This is a genomic window from Nocardia sp. NPDC058058, from assembly GCF_042885355.1.
Classification (GTDB): domain Bacteria; phylum Actinomycetota; class Actinomycetes; order Mycobacteriales; family Mycobacteriaceae; genus Nocardia.
Genome location: NZ_JBHVSA010000004.1, coordinates 243,554 through 261,444, shown reverse-complemented (window position 1 = coordinate 261,444; position 17,891 = coordinate 243,554). Strand labels below are relative to the sequence as shown.

Annotated in this window: 18 protein-coding genes; 8 read left to right on the top strand and 10 right to left on the bottom strand. The window is 67.5% G+C overall.

Annotation, left to right across the window (positions count from 1 at the left end; genetic code table 11):
* Positions 1–132: 132 nt before the first annotated feature.
* Both ACFVUS_RS32220 and mscL read left to right on the top strand, forming a co-directional pair.
* Positions 133–813: an SAF domain-containing protein gene (locus tag ACFVUS_RS32220; protein WP_387775188.1), complete on the top strand. Its 681-nt coding sequence runs from the start codon at positions 133–135 to the stop codon at positions 811–813.
* Positions 814–892: 79 nt separating this feature from the next.
* Entirely contained in the window at positions 893–1,300 is a 408-nt protein-coding gene (mscL, locus tag ACFVUS_RS32215; protein ID WP_387775185.1) for a large conductance mechanosensitive channel protein MscL, read from the top strand.
* Between the two features lie 114 nt (positions 1,301–1,414).
* Here the strand turns inward: mscL and ACFVUS_RS32210 are convergent, their stop codons facing one another.
* From ACFVUS_RS32210 to ACFVUS_RS32170, 9 genes are all read right to left on the bottom strand, one after another.
* Positions 1,415–2,095 carry an MspA family porin gene (locus ACFVUS_RS32210; protein WP_387775182.1) on the bottom strand — a complete coding sequence of 227 codons (681 nt, stop codon included), beginning with the start codon at positions 2,093–2,095 and terminating at the stop codon, positions 1,415–1,417.
* Positions 2,096–2,159: 64 nt separating this feature from the next.
* On the bottom strand, positions 2,160–2,840 hold the full coding sequence (locus ACFVUS_RS32205; RefSeq protein ID WP_364642355.1) for an MspA family porin: 681 nt from the start codon (positions 2,838–2,840) through the stop codon (positions 2,160–2,162).
* Between the two features lie 309 nt (positions 2,841–3,149).
* A complete protein-coding gene (locus ACFVUS_RS32200; protein ID WP_387775179.1) occupies positions 3,150–3,827 on the bottom strand; it encodes an MspA family porin in 678 nt (225 codons plus the stop codon).
* 61 nt (positions 3,828–3,888) lie between these two features.
* On the bottom strand, positions 3,889–4,569 hold the full coding sequence (locus ACFVUS_RS32195; RefSeq protein WP_387775176.1) for an MspA family porin: 681 nt from the start codon (positions 4,567–4,569) through the stop codon (positions 3,889–3,891).
* Between the two features lie 318 nt (positions 4,570–4,887).
* The gene (locus ACFVUS_RS32190; protein ID WP_387775173.1) at positions 4,888–5,130 is read right to left on the bottom strand and encodes a hypothetical protein; all 243 of its coding nucleotides are present in this window, start codon (positions 5,128–5,130) and stop codon (positions 4,888–4,890) included.
* The gene (locus ACFVUS_RS32185) at positions 5,127–5,621 is read right to left on the bottom strand and encodes a MogA/MoaB family molybdenum cofactor biosynthesis protein (protein WP_364642969.1); all 495 of its coding nucleotides are present in this window, start codon (positions 5,619–5,621) and stop codon (positions 5,127–5,129) included. Before ACFVUS_RS32185 ends, ACFVUS_RS32190 begins: the two co-directional genes overlap by 4 nt.
* A gap of 182 nt (positions 5,622–5,803) precedes the next feature.
* Positions 5,804–7,030, bottom strand: a complete 1,227-nt coding sequence (locus ACFVUS_RS32180) for a S1C family serine protease (RefSeq protein WP_387778406.1) — start codon at positions 7,028–7,030, stop codon at positions 5,804–5,806.
* A gap of 742 nt (positions 7,031–7,772) precedes the next feature.
* A complete protein-coding gene (locus ACFVUS_RS32175; RefSeq protein ID WP_387778403.1) occupies positions 7,773–9,158 on the bottom strand; it encodes an ATP-binding protein in 1,386 nt (461 codons plus the stop codon).
* 74 nt (positions 9,159–9,232) lie between these two features.
* Positions 9,233–9,925: a response regulator transcription factor gene (locus ACFVUS_RS32170; protein ID WP_364642975.1), complete on the bottom strand. Its 693-nt coding sequence runs from the start codon at positions 9,923–9,925 to the stop codon at positions 9,233–9,235.
* Positions 9,926–10,227: 302 nt separating this feature from the next.
* Here ACFVUS_RS32170 and ACFVUS_RS32165 point away from each other — a divergent pair, with 302 nt between their 5' ends.
* Genes ACFVUS_RS32165 through ACFVUS_RS32145 form a run of 5 tightly spaced genes read left to right on the top strand, consistent with a single transcriptional unit; the run spans position 10,228 to position 15,620 of the window.
* Entirely contained in the window at positions 10,228–13,263 is a 3,036-nt protein-coding gene (locus ACFVUS_RS32165; protein ID WP_387775170.1) for an ATP-binding protein, read from the top strand.
* Positions 13,260–13,667, top strand: coding sequence for a roadblock/LC7 domain-containing protein (locus tag ACFVUS_RS32160; protein WP_364642372.1), 408 nt, complete (start codon positions 13,260–13,262; stop codon positions 13,665–13,667). The genes ACFVUS_RS32165 and ACFVUS_RS32160 overlap by 4 nt, the downstream gene beginning before the upstream one ends.
* Positions 13,668–13,677: 10 nt before the next feature.
* Positions 13,678–14,055, top strand: coding sequence for a DUF742 domain-containing protein (locus ACFVUS_RS32155; RefSeq protein WP_387775167.1), 378 nt, complete (start codon positions 13,678–13,680; stop codon positions 14,053–14,055).
* Positions 14,036–14,752: an ATP/GTP-binding protein gene (locus ACFVUS_RS32150; protein WP_364642378.1), complete on the top strand. Its 717-nt coding sequence runs from the start codon at positions 14,036–14,038 to the stop codon at positions 14,750–14,752. Before ACFVUS_RS32155 ends, ACFVUS_RS32150 begins: the two co-directional genes overlap by 20 nt.
* Before the next feature lie 49 nt (positions 14,753–14,801).
* Positions 14,802–15,620 carry a hypothetical protein gene (locus ACFVUS_RS32145; protein WP_387775164.1) on the top strand — a complete coding sequence of 273 codons (819 nt, stop codon included), beginning with the start codon at positions 14,802–14,804 and terminating at the stop codon, positions 15,618–15,620.
* A 91-nt stretch (positions 15,621–15,711) separates the two neighbouring features.
* Here ACFVUS_RS32145 and ACFVUS_RS32140 read toward each other — a convergent pair whose 3' ends face one another.
* A complete protein-coding gene (locus ACFVUS_RS32140; protein ID WP_387775161.1) occupies positions 15,712–16,518 on the bottom strand; it encodes a VOC family protein in 807 nt (268 codons plus the stop codon).
* Positions 16,519–16,698: 180 nt separating this feature from the next.
* Between ACFVUS_RS32140 and ACFVUS_RS32135 the strand changes: the two genes are divergently transcribed.
* Positions 16,699–17,700, top strand: a complete 1,002-nt coding sequence (locus ACFVUS_RS32135; protein ID WP_387775158.1) for a DUF1906 domain-containing protein — start codon at positions 16,699–16,701, stop codon at positions 17,698–17,700.
* The last annotated feature ends 191 nt before the right edge of the window (positions 17,701–17,891 follow it).

Here is a 17,891-nt window from a genome sequence, read left to right as displayed (position 1 = left end):
CCGGTAGCCCGGGCCCGGGCTCCGACCAGGCCTTTTCCGGTCGCACCGACCGATATCCACAGCATCGAAGTTATCCACAGCCGACCCTTTTCCGGGGTCGGCTGACCTGTGCCCGGACCTAGGCTTCCGTGCATGATCCGCTTGCGCACACCCGGCCGCGATGCCGATCTCGGCCGCGGTTCCCGCCTCGAAGTCCTCATGGCATCGCTCCCACCGTGGGTCGACGGCGTACTGCTGCGGCGCATTTCGGCCGTGGCGCTGCTACTGCTCGCCGCCGTCCTGGCGGTGCGCGGCGATCCGGCGGCCGGACATACCGAGGTGCTCGTCGCCACCCGCGAATTGCCGCCGGGCCACGTCCTCGCCGCCGAGGATCTGCGCCCCGCGCCCCGGGAGACGGCCACCCTGCCCGAGGGCGCGATCCGCGAACCCGGCGCACTGCGCGGCGCGACCCTGACCGGGGCGGTCGCACCGGGCGAGATCCTCACCGAACTGCGTGTCATCGGCCCCCGCCTGGCAGCCGTGGCGGCCCACTCCCCCGACGCCCGCATAGTCCCGATTCGCCTGGCCGACAACGCCGTTGCCGATATCCTCCGGGCCGGAGACCGCGTCGACGTGGTCGCCGCGGAGGAACCCGGCACCGGCGGCCGCCCCGCCCGCCTGCTGGCCACCGATGCCGCCGTCGTCCTCGCCCCCGGCGCGAACACCACCCCCGGCAGGGACGAACGCGTCGTGCTGGTGGCCCTGGACTCTCGGCGCGCCACCGCCGTCGCCGCCGCCTCGCTCCGCACCGCGCTCACCGTCGTGTTCCACTGACCTGGCCACCGGGTGAACTAGCATCCCCGATAACGCATCACGCAGGCTCCACCCGCCTTACGCAGAGGAGTTTCCGGCAATGCTCAAGGGTTTCAAGGATTTCCTGCTTCGCGGCAATGTCGTCGACCTGGCCGTGGCGGTCGTCATCGGCACCGCGTTCGTGGCCGTTGTCACCGCCTTCAGCAACGGCGTCATCAATCCGCTGCTCGCGGTGTTCGGCGGCAGCAATGAACTCGGGCTCGGATTCCAATTGGTGGCGGACAAACCCGCCACATTCGTCGCGATCGGACCGATCATCACCGCGGCGCTGGATTTCCTGATCATCGCGGCGCTGCTGTACTTCATCCTGGTGGTTCCGGCCACCAAGGCCAAGGCGCGCTGGGGCAGTACCGATACTCCGCTGTCGGATAATGAAGTGCTGGTACAGATTCGGGATCTGCTCGCCGAGGGCCGGAACGGCACCGCCGGGGGCAGGCACGAGAGCTGATTCCGGCGGTCGGCGCGAAAGCCGCTGCCCGGCGCGAATTTACGCAAAAGATACGCGAACACGAACGGGCCCGGCGCGAAATGCGCCGGGCCCGTTCGTCTTACGTTATAGAGATCAGCCGATCGAGAACGGCGCGCCCCACAGGGTGACCCAGGTGATCACATTGTCGGTCTCGACCTCGACGCTGACGAAGGCACGCGCCTGGGCGTAGCCCGCGCAGCCGTTCAGGCCGATGGTCTCGTCCGCCCAGGTGACCGAACCGCTGTTGCCCTTGAAGGCATTGCGGACCTTATGGGTCTCCGAGCCGAAGTCGTCGGCCTGCTCCAGGTCGAGCACGTAGAACGACTTCGCCTGGCCGGGGCCGAGATTCAGGTTGCCGCCGCCGGTGGCGCCGGCCGACGGGGTGACATTGCCCGAGCTGTCCCAGGAAGCGCCACCGGTGGCTCCGGCGCTGGTGTCACCACCGGCGATGTTGACCTGGCAGCCGACCACGTAACCGGGGAAGATCTTGCCGCCGGTGGCGGTGGTGTCACCGGAGATGTTGACCTGCGCCGAGGCCGACACCCACGCGTTGCGGTGCAGCGGGGTGGCGCCCATGGACGGGTTGATGTTGGCGGATTCGCCGACGAGCTTGACGTTGACGACGGTGCCATCGGACAGGGTCTTGGTGAGTTCGCCGCCCGGCAGCGCGACGAAGGTATCGGCGTTGGCGGCGCCGGTGGAGAACAGGCCAAGAGCGGCGGTTGCGACGGCGCCGACACCGGCCACCCGCGCCACAGTCTTACGGATGTTCATTACAGTTTTCCCTCGAGGGTTGATTTCGCTTGCGCGAGAAGTGATTTGGCGGGGGTGACCACTATCAGCCGATGCTGAACGGCTGGCCGTACAGGGTGGTCTTCGAGTAGTGATCGCCGATGACCTCGACGGTGGTGTACGACCGCGCCTGGGCGTAACCCGCGCAACCCTGGAGCTGGATTTCGGCATCCTGGTACTCGACCGCGTAGGTACCCGGCTTCAGGATGTCCTTGTAATCGATCTGGACGAACTTGACTTCACCCGGGCCGAGGTTGACGCCGATGGAGCCGCCGACCGAGGCATCGCTGAGGCTGATGCCGCCGGAAAGACCAGCGGTGATGGCGTTATCGGCGATGTTCACCTGGCAGCCGACGATGTAGCCGGTGCTCAGCTGGGAGGCGCCATGGGTGGAGGAATTGTTGGAGCCGTTGCCATTGGCAGGTCCATTGTTGGGTCCGATCGTGCCATCGGGGGTCTCGGTGACCTCGGCGACGGCATTGCCGGTGACCCACACGACGCGGCCAGCGCCATTGGAGGACAACGACGGTGAAATGATGGCGTGCTCACCCGTACGGGTGATCGTCACAGTTCCACTGGGCGCAGCCTTCTGACCGTCCGGCAACGGTACGAAGGTATCGGCATTAGCGGCACCAGTCGAAAAAAGGCCGATGGCCACGGCCGCGGCAGCGCCGATACCCGCAATGCGGGCACCACGACGCAGACCGTGGGTGCGGTTCTCGCTCATACTTCCCCTCATCAGGTTTCTTGCGGTCAACCTCGACCACCGAGGTTGAAATGGGGCTCTTGGGGAACCCCGGGTAAGTTTGTCGCCACATTGTTGCCACTGTGTTACTGCTAACAAATTCTTAATGTGTAGCGACGCAGGGCACTTTACATCACCGTTGTGATCTGTGAGGTGTGAGAGAACCGAATCCAGTGCACCCGCACAAGTCCCGGATCTATGCCCTGATGTATGTCGGGAATGCTATGGATAGCAAAAGGGGCCCGGCGCTAAAAGCGCCGGGCCCCTTAGGTTTCCGCAGAGCGGAAGGAATCAGCCGAGGCTGAAGGGCTGCCCCCAGAGGGTCACCCAGGTGATCACATTGTCGGTCTCGACCTCGACGCTCACGAAGGAGCGGGCCTGGGCGTAACCACCGCAACCGGTCAGGCCGATGGTCTCGTCGGCCCAGGTGACCGAACCGTTGGAACCCTTGAACGCATTGCGAACCTTGTGCTGTTCGCTGCCGAAATCATCGGCCTGCTCCAGGTCCAGCACGTAGAACGACCGGGTCTGGCCGGGGCCGAGGGTCAGGTTGCCGCCGCTGGTGACGCCGGTGCCGCCCTGATCGATATTGCCGGAGAAGTCGGCTCCGCCGGTCGCGCCGCCGGTCGCGCCGCCACCGGAGATATCGACCTGGCAACCCACCACGTAACCGGGGAAGATCTTGCCGCCGACCGCGGTGGTGTTACCCGAAAGCTGCACCTGCGCGCTGCCCGAAACCCAGGCGTTGCGGTGCACCGGGGTGCTGCCCATGGACGGGCTGATATTGGCCGATTCGCCGACCATGCGCACGGTCACGACAGTGCCATCGGACAGGGTCTTGGTGAGTTCGCCACCCGGCAGCGGAACGAAGGTGTCGGCATTGGCCGCGCCGGTGGAGAACAGGCCGAGCGCGGCGGTGGCGACGGCGCCGATACCGGCCGCCCGTGCCAAAGTCTTGCGGATGTTCATCGCATTATCCCTCTAGGGTCGAATTCGCTTACGCGAGTAATGAATTGGATGTCCGGGCGGCTCAGCCGAGGCTGAACGGCTGCCCGTAGAGGGTGGTCTTGGAGTAGTGGTCACCGATGACCTCGACCACGGTGTACGCCCGCGCCTGGGCATAGCCCGCGCAGCCGTTGACCTGGATCTGAGCGTCCTGGTACTCGACCGAGTAGTGGCCGGCCTTCAGGATGTCCTTGCTGTCGATCTCGACGAACTTGACCTCGCCGGGGCCGAGATTCAGGCCGACCGACGCGCCGAGGCTGCCACCGCTGAGGTTGATTCCGCCCGAAACGCCCGCGGAGATCGCGTTGCTCGCGATGTCGACCTGGCAGCCCACGATGTAGCCGGTGGCCAGGTGCGAGGCGCCATGGGTGGAGGAATTGTTCGAGCCCGGCAGGTTGGCCGCGCCGTTGTTCGGGCCGACGGTGCCTTCCGGCGTCTCGGCGACATCGGCCACGGCATTGCCCGACACCCAGACCACGCGGCCCGCGCCATTGGCGGCCAGCGACGGCGAGATGACGGCGTGCTCACCCGTGCGGGTGATGGTGACAGCTCCACCGGGAGCGACCTTCTGACCGTCCGGCAACGGCACGAAGGTATCGGCATTGGCGGCGCCGGTCGACATCAGACCGAGCGCCACCGAGGCGGCTGCGCCGATGCCCGCGAAGCGGACGGCGCGACGGATACCGCTGGTGCGGTTCTCGCTCATTCGTTCCCTCATCAGGTTGTCTCGCGTTCAGCTCCGACCACCGGAGCTGATGTGGTCGCGCGCCGCATCCAACTCCCAGTGAGCAAATATCAAGCAGTCTGCTCAAACCCTTTGGACACGTATCTATATCGACCCGAGCGAGACGATAGCCACAGCTGCAACTATTTGGCAACAGTGTGGTGAACATGCGAATACAGCGATGAATCACCGTGAATGTGAGATGCGCCGCCGAGCGGGCGGAATGCCGCGCGAACAACACGCGGCTGCGATGGTGACCACACTCGAGAGTGAGCGCGCTCAGCGAATTCGGCCGGGAATTCAGCCGTGATGCGGGGGCACCTGGGAACGCAACCAGTCATCGCCGGATCGACCCGAATCCGGTTCGGGGGTGCGCTCATCGGAGGTGGTGGCGGGCAATGCCTCGCCGAAGATCGCCGCCAGTTTGGCCGCGTCCGCGGCCGATAAACGGCGAGAACCCGCCCGGCGCGCGGCCGGGCGGGCTTCATCCTGGGAATCCTGCGTGGAATCCGAAGAAGTGGAATCCGGGGATTCGGAAATCATTCCGACAGACCGGACAATTCATCGATAACCCGGCTCGCCAGCGGGCCGAGCGTGGCCATACCGTCGCGAATCGCGGCCCGCGAACCCGGCAGGTTCACCACCAGGGTCGAACCCGAGACGCCCGCCAGCCCGCGGGACAGCCCCGCGTCCAGCGAACCCGAGGCCAGACCCGAAGCGCGCAATGCCTCGCTGATACCGGGAAGCACCCGGTCCAGCACCTCCTCGGTGGCCTCGGGGGTGACATCGCGCGGGGACATACCGGTGCCGCCGACCGAGATCACCAGATCGACGCCGCCGATGACCGCGGTATTGAGCGCGTTGCGGATCTCGACCTCATCGGCCTGCACCGAGATCGAGGCGTCCACCAGAAAGCCCGCCTCGGTGAGCAGTTCGGTGACCAGCGGCCCGAAGGAGTCCACGCCGCCATGAGCGGTTCGGTCGTCGACGACCACGACAAGAGCACGGCCCGCCACAGCGGCATCGATTTCCATGGTGCTAACCGTAGCGCCTGGACCCGACAGCCCGGCGGCTGCGCCCGGGATCACCGTGCCCGGACCCGCGAGCACCGCGGCCGTACCCGAGAACACAGTGCCGTTGTCCGACAACAGCTCCCAGCCGCCATCCGGGGTGACCCGGATCTCCGGCAGCGGTGTCCTGCCACTGTCCTGTCGCATCACCGACCGCCTTCCGCCGCCGCCTCGCCGAGGGTCACCTCGACGGTTTTCGCATTGTTGCCCTGGTCATCGGTGAAGGTCACCTTGACCTTGTCGCCCGGACGGTGCGAACGCACCGCGGCGATGAGCGCATTGCCCGAATCGATCACCTGGTCATCGAGTTTGGTGACGACCGCGTTGTTCGGCACGCCCGCCTTGGCGGCCGGACCGTCCGGGGTCACCTCCAGCACGCGCGCCCCGTTGACGTCATCCTGCGCGCGCACCTTCACGCCGATCTGGGCGTAGGTGGCCTTGCCGTTCTTGATCAGCTCATCGGCCACCCGGCGGGCCTGATCCACCGGAATCGCGAAACCGAGACCGATCGAACCGCTCTGCCCGCCCGCGGCCTCGGACACCCCGAGGGTCGCGATGGCGGTATTGATGCCGATCAGCTTGCCGTTCATATCCACCAGCGCACCACCGGAATTGCCCGGGTTGATGGCGGCGTCGGTCTGAATCGCGTCGATGACCGTGCCCTGCGAATTCGCCTCACCGCTGGTCGACACCGGGCGGTTCAGCGAGGAGACGATGCCCGTGGTCACCGTGCCCGCCAGGCCCAGCGGCGAACCGATCGCCACCACCGACTCACCGACCTGCAGATTGCCGGAGGCACCGAGTTCGATCGGCTTGAGCCCCTGCTTGTTCGACACCCGCACGACCGCGAGATCCGAGACCGGATCCGCGCCAACCAACTGCGCGGGCGCGGTGGTGCCGTCGCTGAACGCCACATCCATCTTGGCGTTCGGGCCCGCACCGCTGACCACGTGATTGTTGGTGAGGATCAAACCGTCGGTGGACAGCACCACGCCCGAGCCCTCGCCCTCGGCCTTCGCGCCCGCCACCCGGATCATGACCACGCTCGGTAGCACCTTCTGCGCGACCGCCTGCACCGAACCGGCCGGGGCGTTGGCCACCGTGCTGACATTCGGCTTGGGCGCGTCCAGCGCGTTGGTGAGCGAGGAACCGCCGCTGTCCGAACGGGTGGCCAGCGCGCCGACGGTACCGCCGATACCGCCGCTCACCAGGGCCAGCACGATCGCACCCGCCACCAGCCCGGCCCGGCCGGACCGCTTGGGCGCGGGCGCGCCCGGATCGCCCGGGAAACCCGGGCCGTGCGGCGGCTGACCCGGCCCGCCGGGACCGCCCGGACCACCGAACATCGGCTCGGTGTGCTGCGGTCCGCCCATGCCCTGGGCGTACCCGGCCCCCGACGCCGCGTACGCCTGGCCATACGGGCCGACCGGCAATTGCTCGGTCCCGGCGGCCGGAAGCTGTTCGGTCGCGCCGTACGAGGGCGCACCGGAGGACCCGGGAGCCGAACCCTGCTGTCCCGCAGCGCCGTAGCCCGCGGGAGTGCCGTACGGATGACTCTGCCCCTGGCCGCGCGCCCACGAACCCTGCTGCGCCGCATGACCTTCCAGAATCTGGCCGGTCGGACCGGCACCACCGAAACCGTCGAAGCCCTCGGTGCGCCCGCCCTGCGGATGCGCGCCGGGCGCGGAAGTCGCTGCGGGACCGGCGGATCGGCCCCAGGGACTGGAGTAGCCGGGCGCGTTCGGCGCGGACTGGGCTGGGTCCGGACGATCGATACCGGCGGCGGATTCCGCACCGCCCGCGGCGGGCGCGCTACCGCCCCCGGGGGCCGATTCGATGCCGAAGTTCGGCTGGGCGCCGGTATCGGCGCCGGGTGTTGCACCATGAGCCGGGGTCGCGGGGACGCCGGGAATGGCGGGCGACTGCGCGGCAGCGTTCGGATCGGGCTGCGCGGCTGCGGGGCCGGAAGTGGCTTCGGGGTCCCGCTTCGAATCCTCGGTCATGTTTCTCGTTTCTCCTCGAGTCTCGTAGCCAAGCGTGGCGGTGACGACTGAGAGCGGACTGAGATCGCGCTGGCTTTTTCCGGAGCTTTCGGTGCGAACTGCCTCGAGACGGTCAGGTGCCCGCGAAAGGCGTGCCCTCGCCGGGTAGAACGATACGGATCAACGCGCCACCGCGGTCGGAACCGTCGATCGTGATGGTGCCGCCGTGCTTGGTCACCACCTGTTTCACGATGGCCAGGCCCAGGCCGGAGCCGGGCATCGACCGCGAGGCGGTGGTGCGATAGAAGCGCTCGAACACCAGATCGCGCTCATTGGGCGGAATACCCGGTCCGGCGTCATCCACGGTGAGTTCGAGCAATCCGCGCCCGTTCTCGTGCATGGACACCCGCACCGCACCGCCCGCCGGACTCCATTTGGCCGCATTGTCGAGCACATTGAGAATGGCGCGCTCGAGTCCGGCCTCATAGCCGTAGACGAACCACGGGCGCAGGGACGCCTCGAATTCGATACCGCTGCGGCGGCGGCGCACCCGTTCCAGCGCGCGACCCACCACATCACCGATATCGACCTGTTCGTAGACCGTTTCCGGGGCGTCCTCGCGGGCGAGATCGACCAGATCGCCGACCAGCGTGGACAATTCCTCGATCTGCGCCATCACATCCGAGCGCAACTCGGCCATGTCCTCATCCGGAATGCGCGGTGCGCCCGGACGCGAGGAGGCGATCAGCAATTCCATATTGGTGCGCAAAGACGTCAGTGGCGTTTTCAGCTCATGTCCGGCGTCGGCCACCAATCTGCGCTGCCGCTCCCGGGATTCGGTGAGTGCGCGCAGCATTGTGTTGAAACTCTCGGTGAGCCTGGCGAGTTCATCATCACCGGTTACCGGAATCGGCGTGAGGTCGTCGGTTCTGGCGACGCGTTCGGTGGCCGCGGTCAAACGCGCGATGGGCCGCAAACCGGTGCGCCCCACCGCCGTTCCGGCCGCCGCCGCCAGCATGACGCCGCAGCCGCCGACCACGAACAGCAGCCAGGCCAGTCGGTCGAGCACCTCGCGAGTGGGTTGCAGGCGCTGCGAAACCACCAGCGTGGAGCCGGAATGCGTGCGCCGCGCCAGCACCCGCTGATTGTCGACGGTGCGCAGCGAGAAGGCGATCTCCCCGCGCGCCACCGCCAATTCCTGTTTGCCGACAGGCGGATTGGTGGTCTGCGGCGGTACGTACGGCGACAGATCCGGGAAGATCAGCGCCACCCCGACGTCATTGGAGTACAGCCCGGCCAGCACGATCGACTGGAACCCGAGCGAATCGAAGTTGTTGTCGATCATCAGCGAGGCGCGCGCCTTGAGCTGCGAATCCACATCCGCGTACAGCGAACGGGCCACCATCGCGTAGGCGGCGATGGAGGTGAAGGCCACCGCGACCGCCACCACCGAGGCGGCCAGCAGCGTCACCCGCCAGCGCAGTGACACCGAGCGCGTGAGCGGCATCGGCGGGCGCATATCGGGTTCCGCCGATTTCGCGAGCCCGGCGACCACCGGCCGCCGGGGAACAGTTCTACCCACGACTCGATCCCCTACGGCGGGGTCTCGCGCAGTACGTAGCCGACGCCACGCACGGTGTGGATGAGGCGCGGCTCACCTTCGGCCTCGGTTTTACGGCGCAGATATCCGATGTACACCTCGAGCGCGTTCCCGGAGGTGGGAAAGTCGTAACCCCATACCTCTTCGAGAATGCGACTGCGGGTGAGCACCCGGCGCGGATTCGCCATCAACATTTCCAGCAGTGAGAATTCGGTGCGGGTCAGGCTGATAGGGCGTTCACCGCGCAGCACTTCGCGGGTGACCGGATCCAGCGACAGATCGGCGAAGGTCATGGTCTCGGAGACCTCGCCCTGATCGACGGTGGTGCGCCGGAGCAGGGCGCGTAGTCGCGCCAGCAGCTCTTCCAGGGCGAACGGTTTGGGCAGATAGTCATCGGCGCCGGCGTCCAGGCCGGCGACCCGCTCGGAGACCGAATCCCGTGCCGTGAGTACCAGAATGGGCAGATCGTCGCCGGTGCTGCGCAGTCGGCGGCAGACCTCGAGCCCGTCCATGCGGGGCATCATCACGTCCAGGACCAGGGCGTCGGGCCGCTGGCTGGTGGTCTTCTCCAGTGCGTCGAGACCGTCGACGGCGAGGTCGACGGTGTACCCGTTGAAGGTCAGCGAGCGGCGCAGCGATTCCCGGACCGCGCGGTCGTCGTCGACTACCAGAATGCGCATGAACACCAGTCTGCCCACAGCGACTGAGAGGCGACTGAGAAGGGCCACTTCGACACGCCGGGCGGGATCGCCTGGTGACCAGCGCGTTTTAATTACCTCGCGGCAAAGGTATTCGAAAGGCGTTGCGCGCGGCTGTATTCGGAGTCGTGTATGGCGAGTTCCTCGAATTGCCGTTACACAGCCCGCGCGGTATGTTGCAGGCCGGAAAAGAAGACCTCTAGTTGGTTCCGCGCGGGGTTCGACCCCTACGCCACACAACCGCATACGACCTGGGGGTCACTCGTGAAAGCGGAGGCGACGGAAGCGGGATGGAAGCGACACCCCGGTCCTGGCAATTGAGCCTGTCCAACTGGCCCGTCACACGCAAGGTCGGCATCGTTCTGGTGCTCCCGGTGTTGCTCGCGTCGACCTTCGCGGTCCTGCGCATCAACTCCGAGCTGCAAACGATCAACAACCTGAGCGCCGGTACGGAACAGGCCGCCGTAATGGGCCCATCAACCAAATTCGAGTCCGCCACACAGGAACTCGCCGTCCAGGCCATCGCGGGCTGGGGCAACCCCGACGCGAACCCGGTGCTGGACAATGCCATTACCCGGTTCGATCAGGCGGTCGCCGATCTGGAGACACTGCTCCGCTCCTCGAAGGTGGAGGCCAATGTCACCCAGGGGCTGACCGATTCGATCAGCGCCGCCAAGAACATGCGCAACAGCCTGCGCAACAGCTCGCCGCAATCGGTGGCCGATCAGTCGCAGGCCGTGTCCAACAAGGTGCAGGCCGCGCTCACCACCTCGCAGACGCTCTCGGATCTGCGTGTGCAGCAACTCTTCCTGATGCAGGGCACGGTCATGACCGCCAGCCGTCTGCTCACCCAGGAACGCCTCATGCTGGCCACACCGGGCATCGGCGCCAATGAGGCCATGAAGGTCCGCCTGCTCACCGCCATCGGCGCCGAGATCACCATGGTCGAGGTCTACAAGGGCCTGGTCCCGGACGCGGCGGAGAACTACAACGGGCTCAAGGACGCCGCCGGTATGCGTATCGGCATCCTGTCCTCCGGCGCACCGGACCCTGCGGCCATCCCGGCCATGGTCGACTCCATCAAGACCAGCCAGGACCTGTACGCCCGCGAGGGCCAGGGCATCGGCGCCAAGCTGGACGCCAAGCTGGCCCAGCTCACCACGGACGCGCGCAATACCGTGCTCCGCGATACCTCGGTCGTTATCGGCATGCTGCTGGCGGGCCTGGCGCTCGCGCTGATCGTCGCGCGCTCGCTGGTCGTGCCGGTCCGCCGCCTGCGGCGCGACGCCCTGCAGGTGGCGCACATCGACCTGCCGCAGGAACTCGAGGTGGTGCGCGCCGGTGGCGTCACCCCCGAGATCACCCCGGTCGACGTGCACACCACCGAGGAGATCGGCCAGCTCGCCCGAGCCGTCGACGATATCCACACCCAGGCGCTGCACCTGGCCGCCGAACAGTCGCGACTGCGACTGCAGATCGGCAATATGTTCGAGACCCTGTCCCGCCGTAGCCAATCCCTGGTGGAACAGCAGCTCACGCTGATCGAGGAACTGGAACGCGACGAGGACGACTCCGAACGCCTGCAATCGCTGTTCCGCCTCGACCACCTCGCCACCCGCATGCGCCGAAACGGCGACAACCTGCTGGTGCTGGCCGGAACCGCGCTGCGCCGTGGACATCTCGCGCCGGTGCCGCTGTCCGACATGCTCTGGTCCTCGGTCTCGCAGGTGGAGGACTACCAGCGCGCCGAGATCGGCACCGTGCCCGACGGCATCGTCGCCGGTGAGCCCGCGGTCGATATCGAGCATCTGCTGGCCGAGTTGATCGATAACGCGCTGCGCTATTCGCCGCCGTCCACTCCGGTGGCGGTATCGGTGGCGCGCGCCGTGGACGGGGGCTACCTCATCGAGATCACCGACCGGGGTCTGGGCATGAATGCCGAAGACCTGCAGTCCATCAACGATCGACTGGCCTCCGGTGGTGAGGTCAACGTCGAGACCGCGCGCCGCATGGGCCTGTTCGTGGTGGGCCGACTGGCCAAGCGGCACAACATCACCGTGAGCCTGCGCCGCACCTCGGCCATGGTGCAGCAGCCGGGCATCACCGCCAGCGTGCACCTGCCGGGCACCCTGGTCTCGCCCGCGCCCGAACGCACCGACAACAGCACCGGGCAGTTCCCGGCCACCGGTGCGATGCCGGTGGCTCCGGCCGCGATCGCCGCGGTGCCCCCGCTGGCGCACGCACCCGCGTCCGCACCGCAACCGGTGGTCACCCCGCCGCGGCTGATGCCGGTGCCCAATCCGCCGGAGGTCGTCACCACCGGACGGTTCGGGGTCACCAGTTCGGGCCTGCCGCAACGCAAGACACCGGGTTCGGATACCGGTGAACAACCCGTTTACACCGGCGACCAGCCGTTCACCGATAACTTCGTGGACGCGTTCGCCGATGCCGCCGGTGCGCCGACCGCCGCCTACAGCGTCGTGGGGCCGAACACCCCGCCGCCGGTGGACTTCTGGGGCGATACCGGACAGCACGAGGTACAGCGGCCGCAGGAAATACAGCGGTCACCCGAACCGCTCCCGCCGGTCAGCGCGGGCAACGGATACGGGTACGGCGCGGACAACGCCGACACCGGGAGCTTCTTCGCGAACGGTTACAGCGCCTTCGGGAACGACGAGGACCCCCCCGCCCCGAGCGGACCCGGCGGCAACGCGCCGAGCACGCCCCCGAACGGCTTCCCGAATCCGGTCGGCGCCAACGGCCTGACCGGCGACGACGCTCGCGGTCTCGGCGCCAACGGTGGAAACGGCAACGGCGCCAACGGCACCGGCGAGGTGGTCGCCAACGGTGGCGGTAACGGCCTGGGCGACAGCGGTTTCGGCACCGGCGATACCGGCTTCGACGGCGGATTCGGCGGCGGCGCGGCACCTTCCGCCGCACTGCCGCAGCGTGGTCCGGCGGCCCAGCCCGTTCCGCAGCAGCGCGAGAGCGCCATGTCCGGTAGCCCGATCTACCAGCGCATGGTGTCCGAGTGGCTGGTGGAACCGGCGGGCGGCGGCCCGGACGCGGCCGCGGAATGGTCCTCCAGCTCGGACGCCGGTTGGGCCGCGGCCGAGGAGGCCGCCAATCCGACCAGCAGCTCCCGCACCCAGGGTGGACTGCCCATCCGCCGACCCGGCGCACAGCTGGTGCCCGGTGCGGTGGCGCAGGAGGACGAGGCGGGCGCGCGCAATCCGGAAGAGATCCGTTCCAGCTTGACCCGGCATCTCAGCGGCGTCCGTTCGGGACGCGCAGACTCGCAGTACACAGACGGAGGGCATGTATGACCGACTCCCAGCGCACCACCACCGATGAGAACCTGAACTGGTTGGTCACCCGTTTCACCCGGGAGGTGCCGGGCGTCTCGCACGCCGTCCTGGTCTCCGCCGACGGCCTGCTGCAGGCGACCAGCCCGCACCTACCGAGCGATCGGGGCGAACAGCTGGCCGCGGTCACCGCCGGTCTGGCGAGCCTGTCGGCCGGCGCCGCACAGCTTTTCGACGGCGGCAAGGTGATGCAGTCCATCGTGGAGATGCAACGCGGCTATCTACTCGTCATGAGCGTCGGCAATGGTTCGCACCTGGCGGTGCTGGCCAATAAGCAGCACGACATCGGCCGCATCGGCTACGAGATGGCGCTGCTGGTCGACCGGGTCGGGTCGGTGGTGCAGGCCACTGCCCGAACTGCCTGATGAGCCGCCGATGACAACTTCAAACGGGGGCGTGGGCGGGTCTCGTCCGACCAGCAGGGTCCGCCCGTACGCGCTGACCTCCGGCCGCACCGAACCGGCAGTGGATCTGCCGCTCGAGGCGGTCGTCGAAACACTTTCCTACACCGCCCATTTCGACTGGCCCGCCGGTGACATCCGCACCGAGATCCTGCGTATGGGTACCGCACGCCTGTCGGTCGCCGAGATCGCGGCGCACCTGCAGCGGCCACTGGGCATGATCCGGGTCGTGATCGGCGATCTCGTCGTCGCCGGGACCCTGCGCGTGCATTCGACCCTGAGCGACCAGGCGACCTACGACGAGCGCCGTAATTTGATGGAGAGGACACTGCATGGACTCCGCGCCCTTTGACGGCGGGAGCTACAACGGGGGCGCACCGCAGTACCCCAGCGGTGGGCCCCAGTATCCGGGTCAGCAGTACGCGAATCCGGCTGTAGCGCAGCAGTACCCGCCTCGCCCGGGCGAGGAGTACCGGACCGTGGCCTCCACCAAGATCGTGGTGGCCGGCGGCTTCGGCGCGGGCAAGACCACCTTCGTCGGCGCGGTCTCGGAAATCGTTCCGCTCCGCACCGAGGCCATGGTGACCGGCATGTCCGACGGGGTCGACGACCTCGCCGCCACGCCCGGTAAGGAAACCACCACGGTGGCCATGGATTTCGGGCGCATCATCCTGCCCGGCAATCTGGTGCTGTACCTGTTCGGTACGCCCGGCCAGCGCCGTTTCTGGTTCATGTGGGACGACCTCATCAAGGGCGCCATCGGCGCCGTCGTGCTGGTCGACACCCGCCGCATCGAGGACAGCTTCGCCGCCGTCGACTTCTTCGAGGCCAAGAAACTGCCCTTCCTGATCGCCGTCAACCGCTTCCCGGACGCACCGCGCTTCCCGGTCGCCGAGCTGCGCGAGGCGCTCAGCGTGCGCGAGGGCGTGCCGATCGTCGATATCGACGCCCGCGATCCGGGCGAGGTGCGACGGTCACTGGCGGCGGTCACCGAGTACGCCATCGAACGACTCATGAACGCACAGCGCGAAACCGCCCGGCGCGGCTAGACATTCGCCGTCCGCACGGGAGATTACGAAGGCAGGCAGGGGTTTCTGGGTGATCTACTTCTCGATGGGCTACTGGGTGATCGGCCTGGCGCTGATCGTGTCACTGGCCGGGGTGTCATGCGGGCTCGCGTGCATCCGGCAATCCACCAAATCGGTGACGGCCCGCTTCCGGCTGCTCTGGCTGTTCGTGGCCGCCAGCTCCATCGGCGGTGTCGGCGTTGCCCTTTCGGTCTTCGTCTCGATGCTCGGATTCGGCGTCAAGGGCACCACGCTGCGCTACGACACCACCATGACCACGCTGTTCTCCGCGCTGTCCGGGCTGACCGTCTTCGTCGGCCTGGTGGTCGCCGGTAAGAACCTGAACTGGCTGCGGCTGGTGGCGGGCGCGCTGATCATGGCGGGCGGGCTCGGCACCGTGCACCTGCTGCTGCTCTCGGCGATCCGGGTGCAGGGCACCACCGAACGCAGCCTGGTGTCGATCATCGCGGTGTACGTGATCGCCGGGGTGCTGTCGGCGCTGATGATGTGGTTCAGCCTGTGGGCCCGCACGGTTCCGGTGCTGATGGCCGGATCGCTGGCGTACGCGGTCATGGTGACCGGCATGCACTACGCCGGGCTCACCGGACTCCAGGTGCACGTGGACCCCACGGCGGCGATTCCCGAGGGCGACGAACTGTTCAACTTCTTCGTGCCGTTCTTCATCATCGGCTCACTGTCCCTGGCGATTCCGATCACCGCGATCCTGGTCGCGCCCGATCGTCGCGAGGCCCGGCAGGCGCCCGCACCGGCCGAGCCGGATCTCACGCACAGTGCCTCGCTGGCGGTGTCGTCGCGGAAGTCGGGTCGCGTCAAGGCATCCGCGCGCTGATTCGCCGAAAACGCTTCGGGGCCGGTACCGCAGTCGCGGTACCGGCCCCGATCTCGTTCGGGCCGTTGCCGGTTCGAACCGGCGCCACGGCTCAGTCCTCGGGCGCCGGCATCTCCCCCATGGTCTTGCTGGGGTCGAGCAGGGCGAACAATTCGCCCTGCGGTGCGGCCAGCACCGCCATCCGGCCGAACGGGCCGTCCTGGGCGGGCAGCAGCACCGTCGCACCCAGTTCCGCCGCGCGCCGCAGACCGTCGTCCATACCGTCGAACTGGAACCAGGTGAGCCAGTACGGCTGTTCCGGCGCGACGCCTTCGACGGTGTCGTCGTTGATACCGCCCACCGGATCGGTGCGGCCCGGCGGCACCAGCGTCGCGTAACGCATGGCGGCATCGTCGAATTCGGTGCAGGTGAATCCGAAGACGCTGGCGTAGAACGCCTTCGCCGCGTCGTAGGCGCCGGTGTGCAGATCGTTCCAGGCGTACGCGCCGTGCTCGTTGTGCACGGCCGCGCCATTGTGCGCCCGCGCCTCCCACACCGCGAACGGCGCACCCGCGCTATCGGCGGCCACGAACATGCGGCCGAACTCCATCACGTCGAAGGGCGGCACCAGCATGCGCCCACCCGCCGCCGTGACCGCCTCGGCACTGGCATCGGCGTCCAGTACCGCGAAATAGGTGGTCCACACCGAGGGCACGCCCGCTTCGGGTTTGGGCCCGATGCCCGCGACCGGCTGCCCGTCGCGGAACGCCATCAGATATCCCCCGGTGTCCTCCCCGCCGCCCTGAACGTCCCAGTCGAACAGCGCCGCGTAGAACTCACCGGCCTTGGCCGGATCGTCGACCTGGCAGTCGACCCAGCACGGCGTGCCCGGGGGCCACGCCTCCTCGCGTACAGGCATCGGTCATCTCCGTTTCTGAAGTACTGCAAAGTAATCAATAGCGGTTGTAGTGACGCCGATCACACAGCCGCACCCAGTCAACCACCGCACGACGACAAATTCACGGAGTTCACCAGGTCGGACAGATCGACTTCGGGAATGCCGCGCGATCCGCGCGCGCGGCGAATTACAGTGGGTGTCATGCGTTTCGGGCTGGATTACGCCGCAGGCCGTCCCGCCGCGAGCGCGATCCGGGCGGCCGGTTTCGACTTCGTGGTCCGCTACCTCTCCGAGGGCGGGCCATCCCTGCCGGGCAAGATCCTCACCCCCGCCGAAGCGGACGATCTACGCGCGCACGGTGTTTCGATCGTGTCCAACTGGGAGACCACCGCGGCCCGCATGCTGGACGGCTACGGCGCGGGCGTCACCGATGCGCGCGCGGCGCTGGCGCGGGTACTGCGCTGCGGCGGACGGCCGGACCGGCCCATCTACTTCTCCGCCGATTTCGACGCGACACCGCAGCAGCAGGAACCGATCAACGCCTACCTCGACGGTGCGGCCTCGGTGCTCGGGCGCGCGAATGTCGGTATCTACGGCGGATATTGGCCGGTGAGCCGGGCGCTGGACGCGGGCACCGCGACCTGGGCCTGGCAGACCGTCGCCTGGTCCGGGAGCAATCGCGAGCCACGGGCACAGCTGTTCCAGACCGGTCGGCAGGTCGTGGTGGACGGCGTCGAATGCGACGTAAACGAAACCGACTACGCGGATTTCGGCCAATGGGATTTCGAATCGGAGGAACAGGACTTGACTCCCGAACAGGACGAAATACTCCGGGACATCCAGACCCAGCTGCGCGGCCCGGGGCTCGCGGGCTGGCCGCAACTCGGCGACGATGCCGCGGGCAACCACCGCACCGTGGTGGACGGGCTCGCCGCGGCACTCACCAAAATCGACGAACTGCGCACGGAGGTCAGCGATCTGGAGGCCACCACCGCGGAGCTGGCCGCCGAGGTGGCCCGGCTCTCCGGACATCACTGGCCGTTCCCGTTCTCGCTCATCGAAGGACCCGCGACGGTACTGGCCGACGGGCTGGGGCGACTCGAACAGTTACTGCCGGATCTACCGCTCCCCGGATGGGGCGATTCGCCCAAGAACGGACAATCCACAGCGGCGGCGAGTCCCATTGCCGCCGTGGACAAGTGAATTGGCTGATTTGTCGGAATTTATCCGGTGCGCAATGGGAGTGAACACCCCCGAAAGTGGCGATGAGCGGGTTCTTCTGTAGTCAGAAGAACCCGCCCTCGGCCCCGAGAATACCGTCGCCAGGCCACGGATTCACAACTTTGAGAAGACTTTTTGGAACACGCCGATAAGGTCCGGCGGCGTTCCGATCC

What these genes read in the sequence shown, in the direction of transcription:
- ACFVUS_RS32220 (WP_387775188.1), top strand. Translation starts at nt 133, where the DNA reads ATGATCCGCTTGCGCACACCCGGCCGCGATGCCGATCTCGGCCGCGGT.
- mscL (WP_387775185.1), top strand. Translation starts at nt 893, where the DNA reads ATGCTCAAGGGTTTCAAGGATTTCCTGCTTCGCGGCAATGTCGTCGAC.
- ACFVUS_RS32210 (WP_387775182.1), bottom strand. Translation starts at nt 2,095, where the DNA reads ATGAACATCCGTAAGACTGTGGCGCGGGTGGCCGGTGTCGGCGCCGTC.
- ACFVUS_RS32205 (WP_364642355.1), bottom strand. Translation starts at nt 2,840, where the DNA reads ATGAGCGAGAACCGCACCCACGGTCTGCGTCGTGGTGCCCGCATTGCG.
- ACFVUS_RS32200 (WP_387775179.1), bottom strand. Translation starts at nt 3,827, where the DNA reads ATGAACATCCGCAAGACTTTGGCACGGGCGGCCGGTATCGGCGCCGTC.
- ACFVUS_RS32195 (WP_387775176.1), bottom strand. Translation starts at nt 4,569, where the DNA reads ATGAGCGAGAACCGCACCAGCGGTATCCGTCGCGCCGTCCGCTTCGCG.
- ACFVUS_RS32190 (WP_387775173.1), bottom strand. Translation starts at nt 5,130, where the DNA reads ATGATTTCCGAATCCCCGGATTCCACTTCTTCGGATTCCACGCAGGAT.
- ACFVUS_RS32185 (WP_364642969.1), bottom strand. Translation starts at nt 5,621, where the DNA reads ATGGAAATCGATGCCGCTGTGGCGGGCCGTGCTCTTGTCGTGGTCGTC.
- ACFVUS_RS32180 (WP_387778406.1), bottom strand. Translation starts at nt 7,030, where the DNA reads ATGGGCGGACCGCAGCACACCGAGCCGATGTTCGGTGGTCCGGGCGGT.
- ACFVUS_RS32175 (WP_387778403.1), bottom strand. Translation starts at nt 9,158, where the DNA reads ATGCGCCCGCCGATGCCGCTCACGCGCTCGGTGTCACTGCGCTGGCGG.
- ACFVUS_RS32165 (WP_387775170.1), top strand. Translation starts at nt 10,228, where the DNA reads ATGGAAGCGACACCCCGGTCCTGGCAATTGAGCCTGTCCAACTGGCCC.
- ACFVUS_RS32160 (WP_364642372.1), top strand. Translation starts at nt 13,260, where the DNA reads ATGACCGACTCCCAGCGCACCACCACCGATGAGAACCTGAACTGGTTG.
- ACFVUS_RS32155 (WP_387775167.1), top strand. Translation starts at nt 13,678, where the DNA reads ATGACAACTTCAAACGGGGGCGTGGGCGGGTCTCGTCCGACCAGCAGG.
- ACFVUS_RS32150 (WP_364642378.1), top strand. Translation starts at nt 14,036, where the DNA reads ATGGACTCCGCGCCCTTTGACGGCGGGAGCTACAACGGGGGCGCACCG.
- ACFVUS_RS32140 (WP_387775161.1), bottom strand. Translation starts at nt 16,518, where the DNA reads ATGCCTGTACGCGAGGAGGCGTGGCCCCCGGGCACGCCGTGCTGGGTC.
- ACFVUS_RS32135 (WP_387775158.1), top strand. Translation starts at nt 16,699, where the DNA reads ATGCGTTTCGGGCTGGATTACGCCGCAGGCCGTCCCGCCGCGAGCGCG.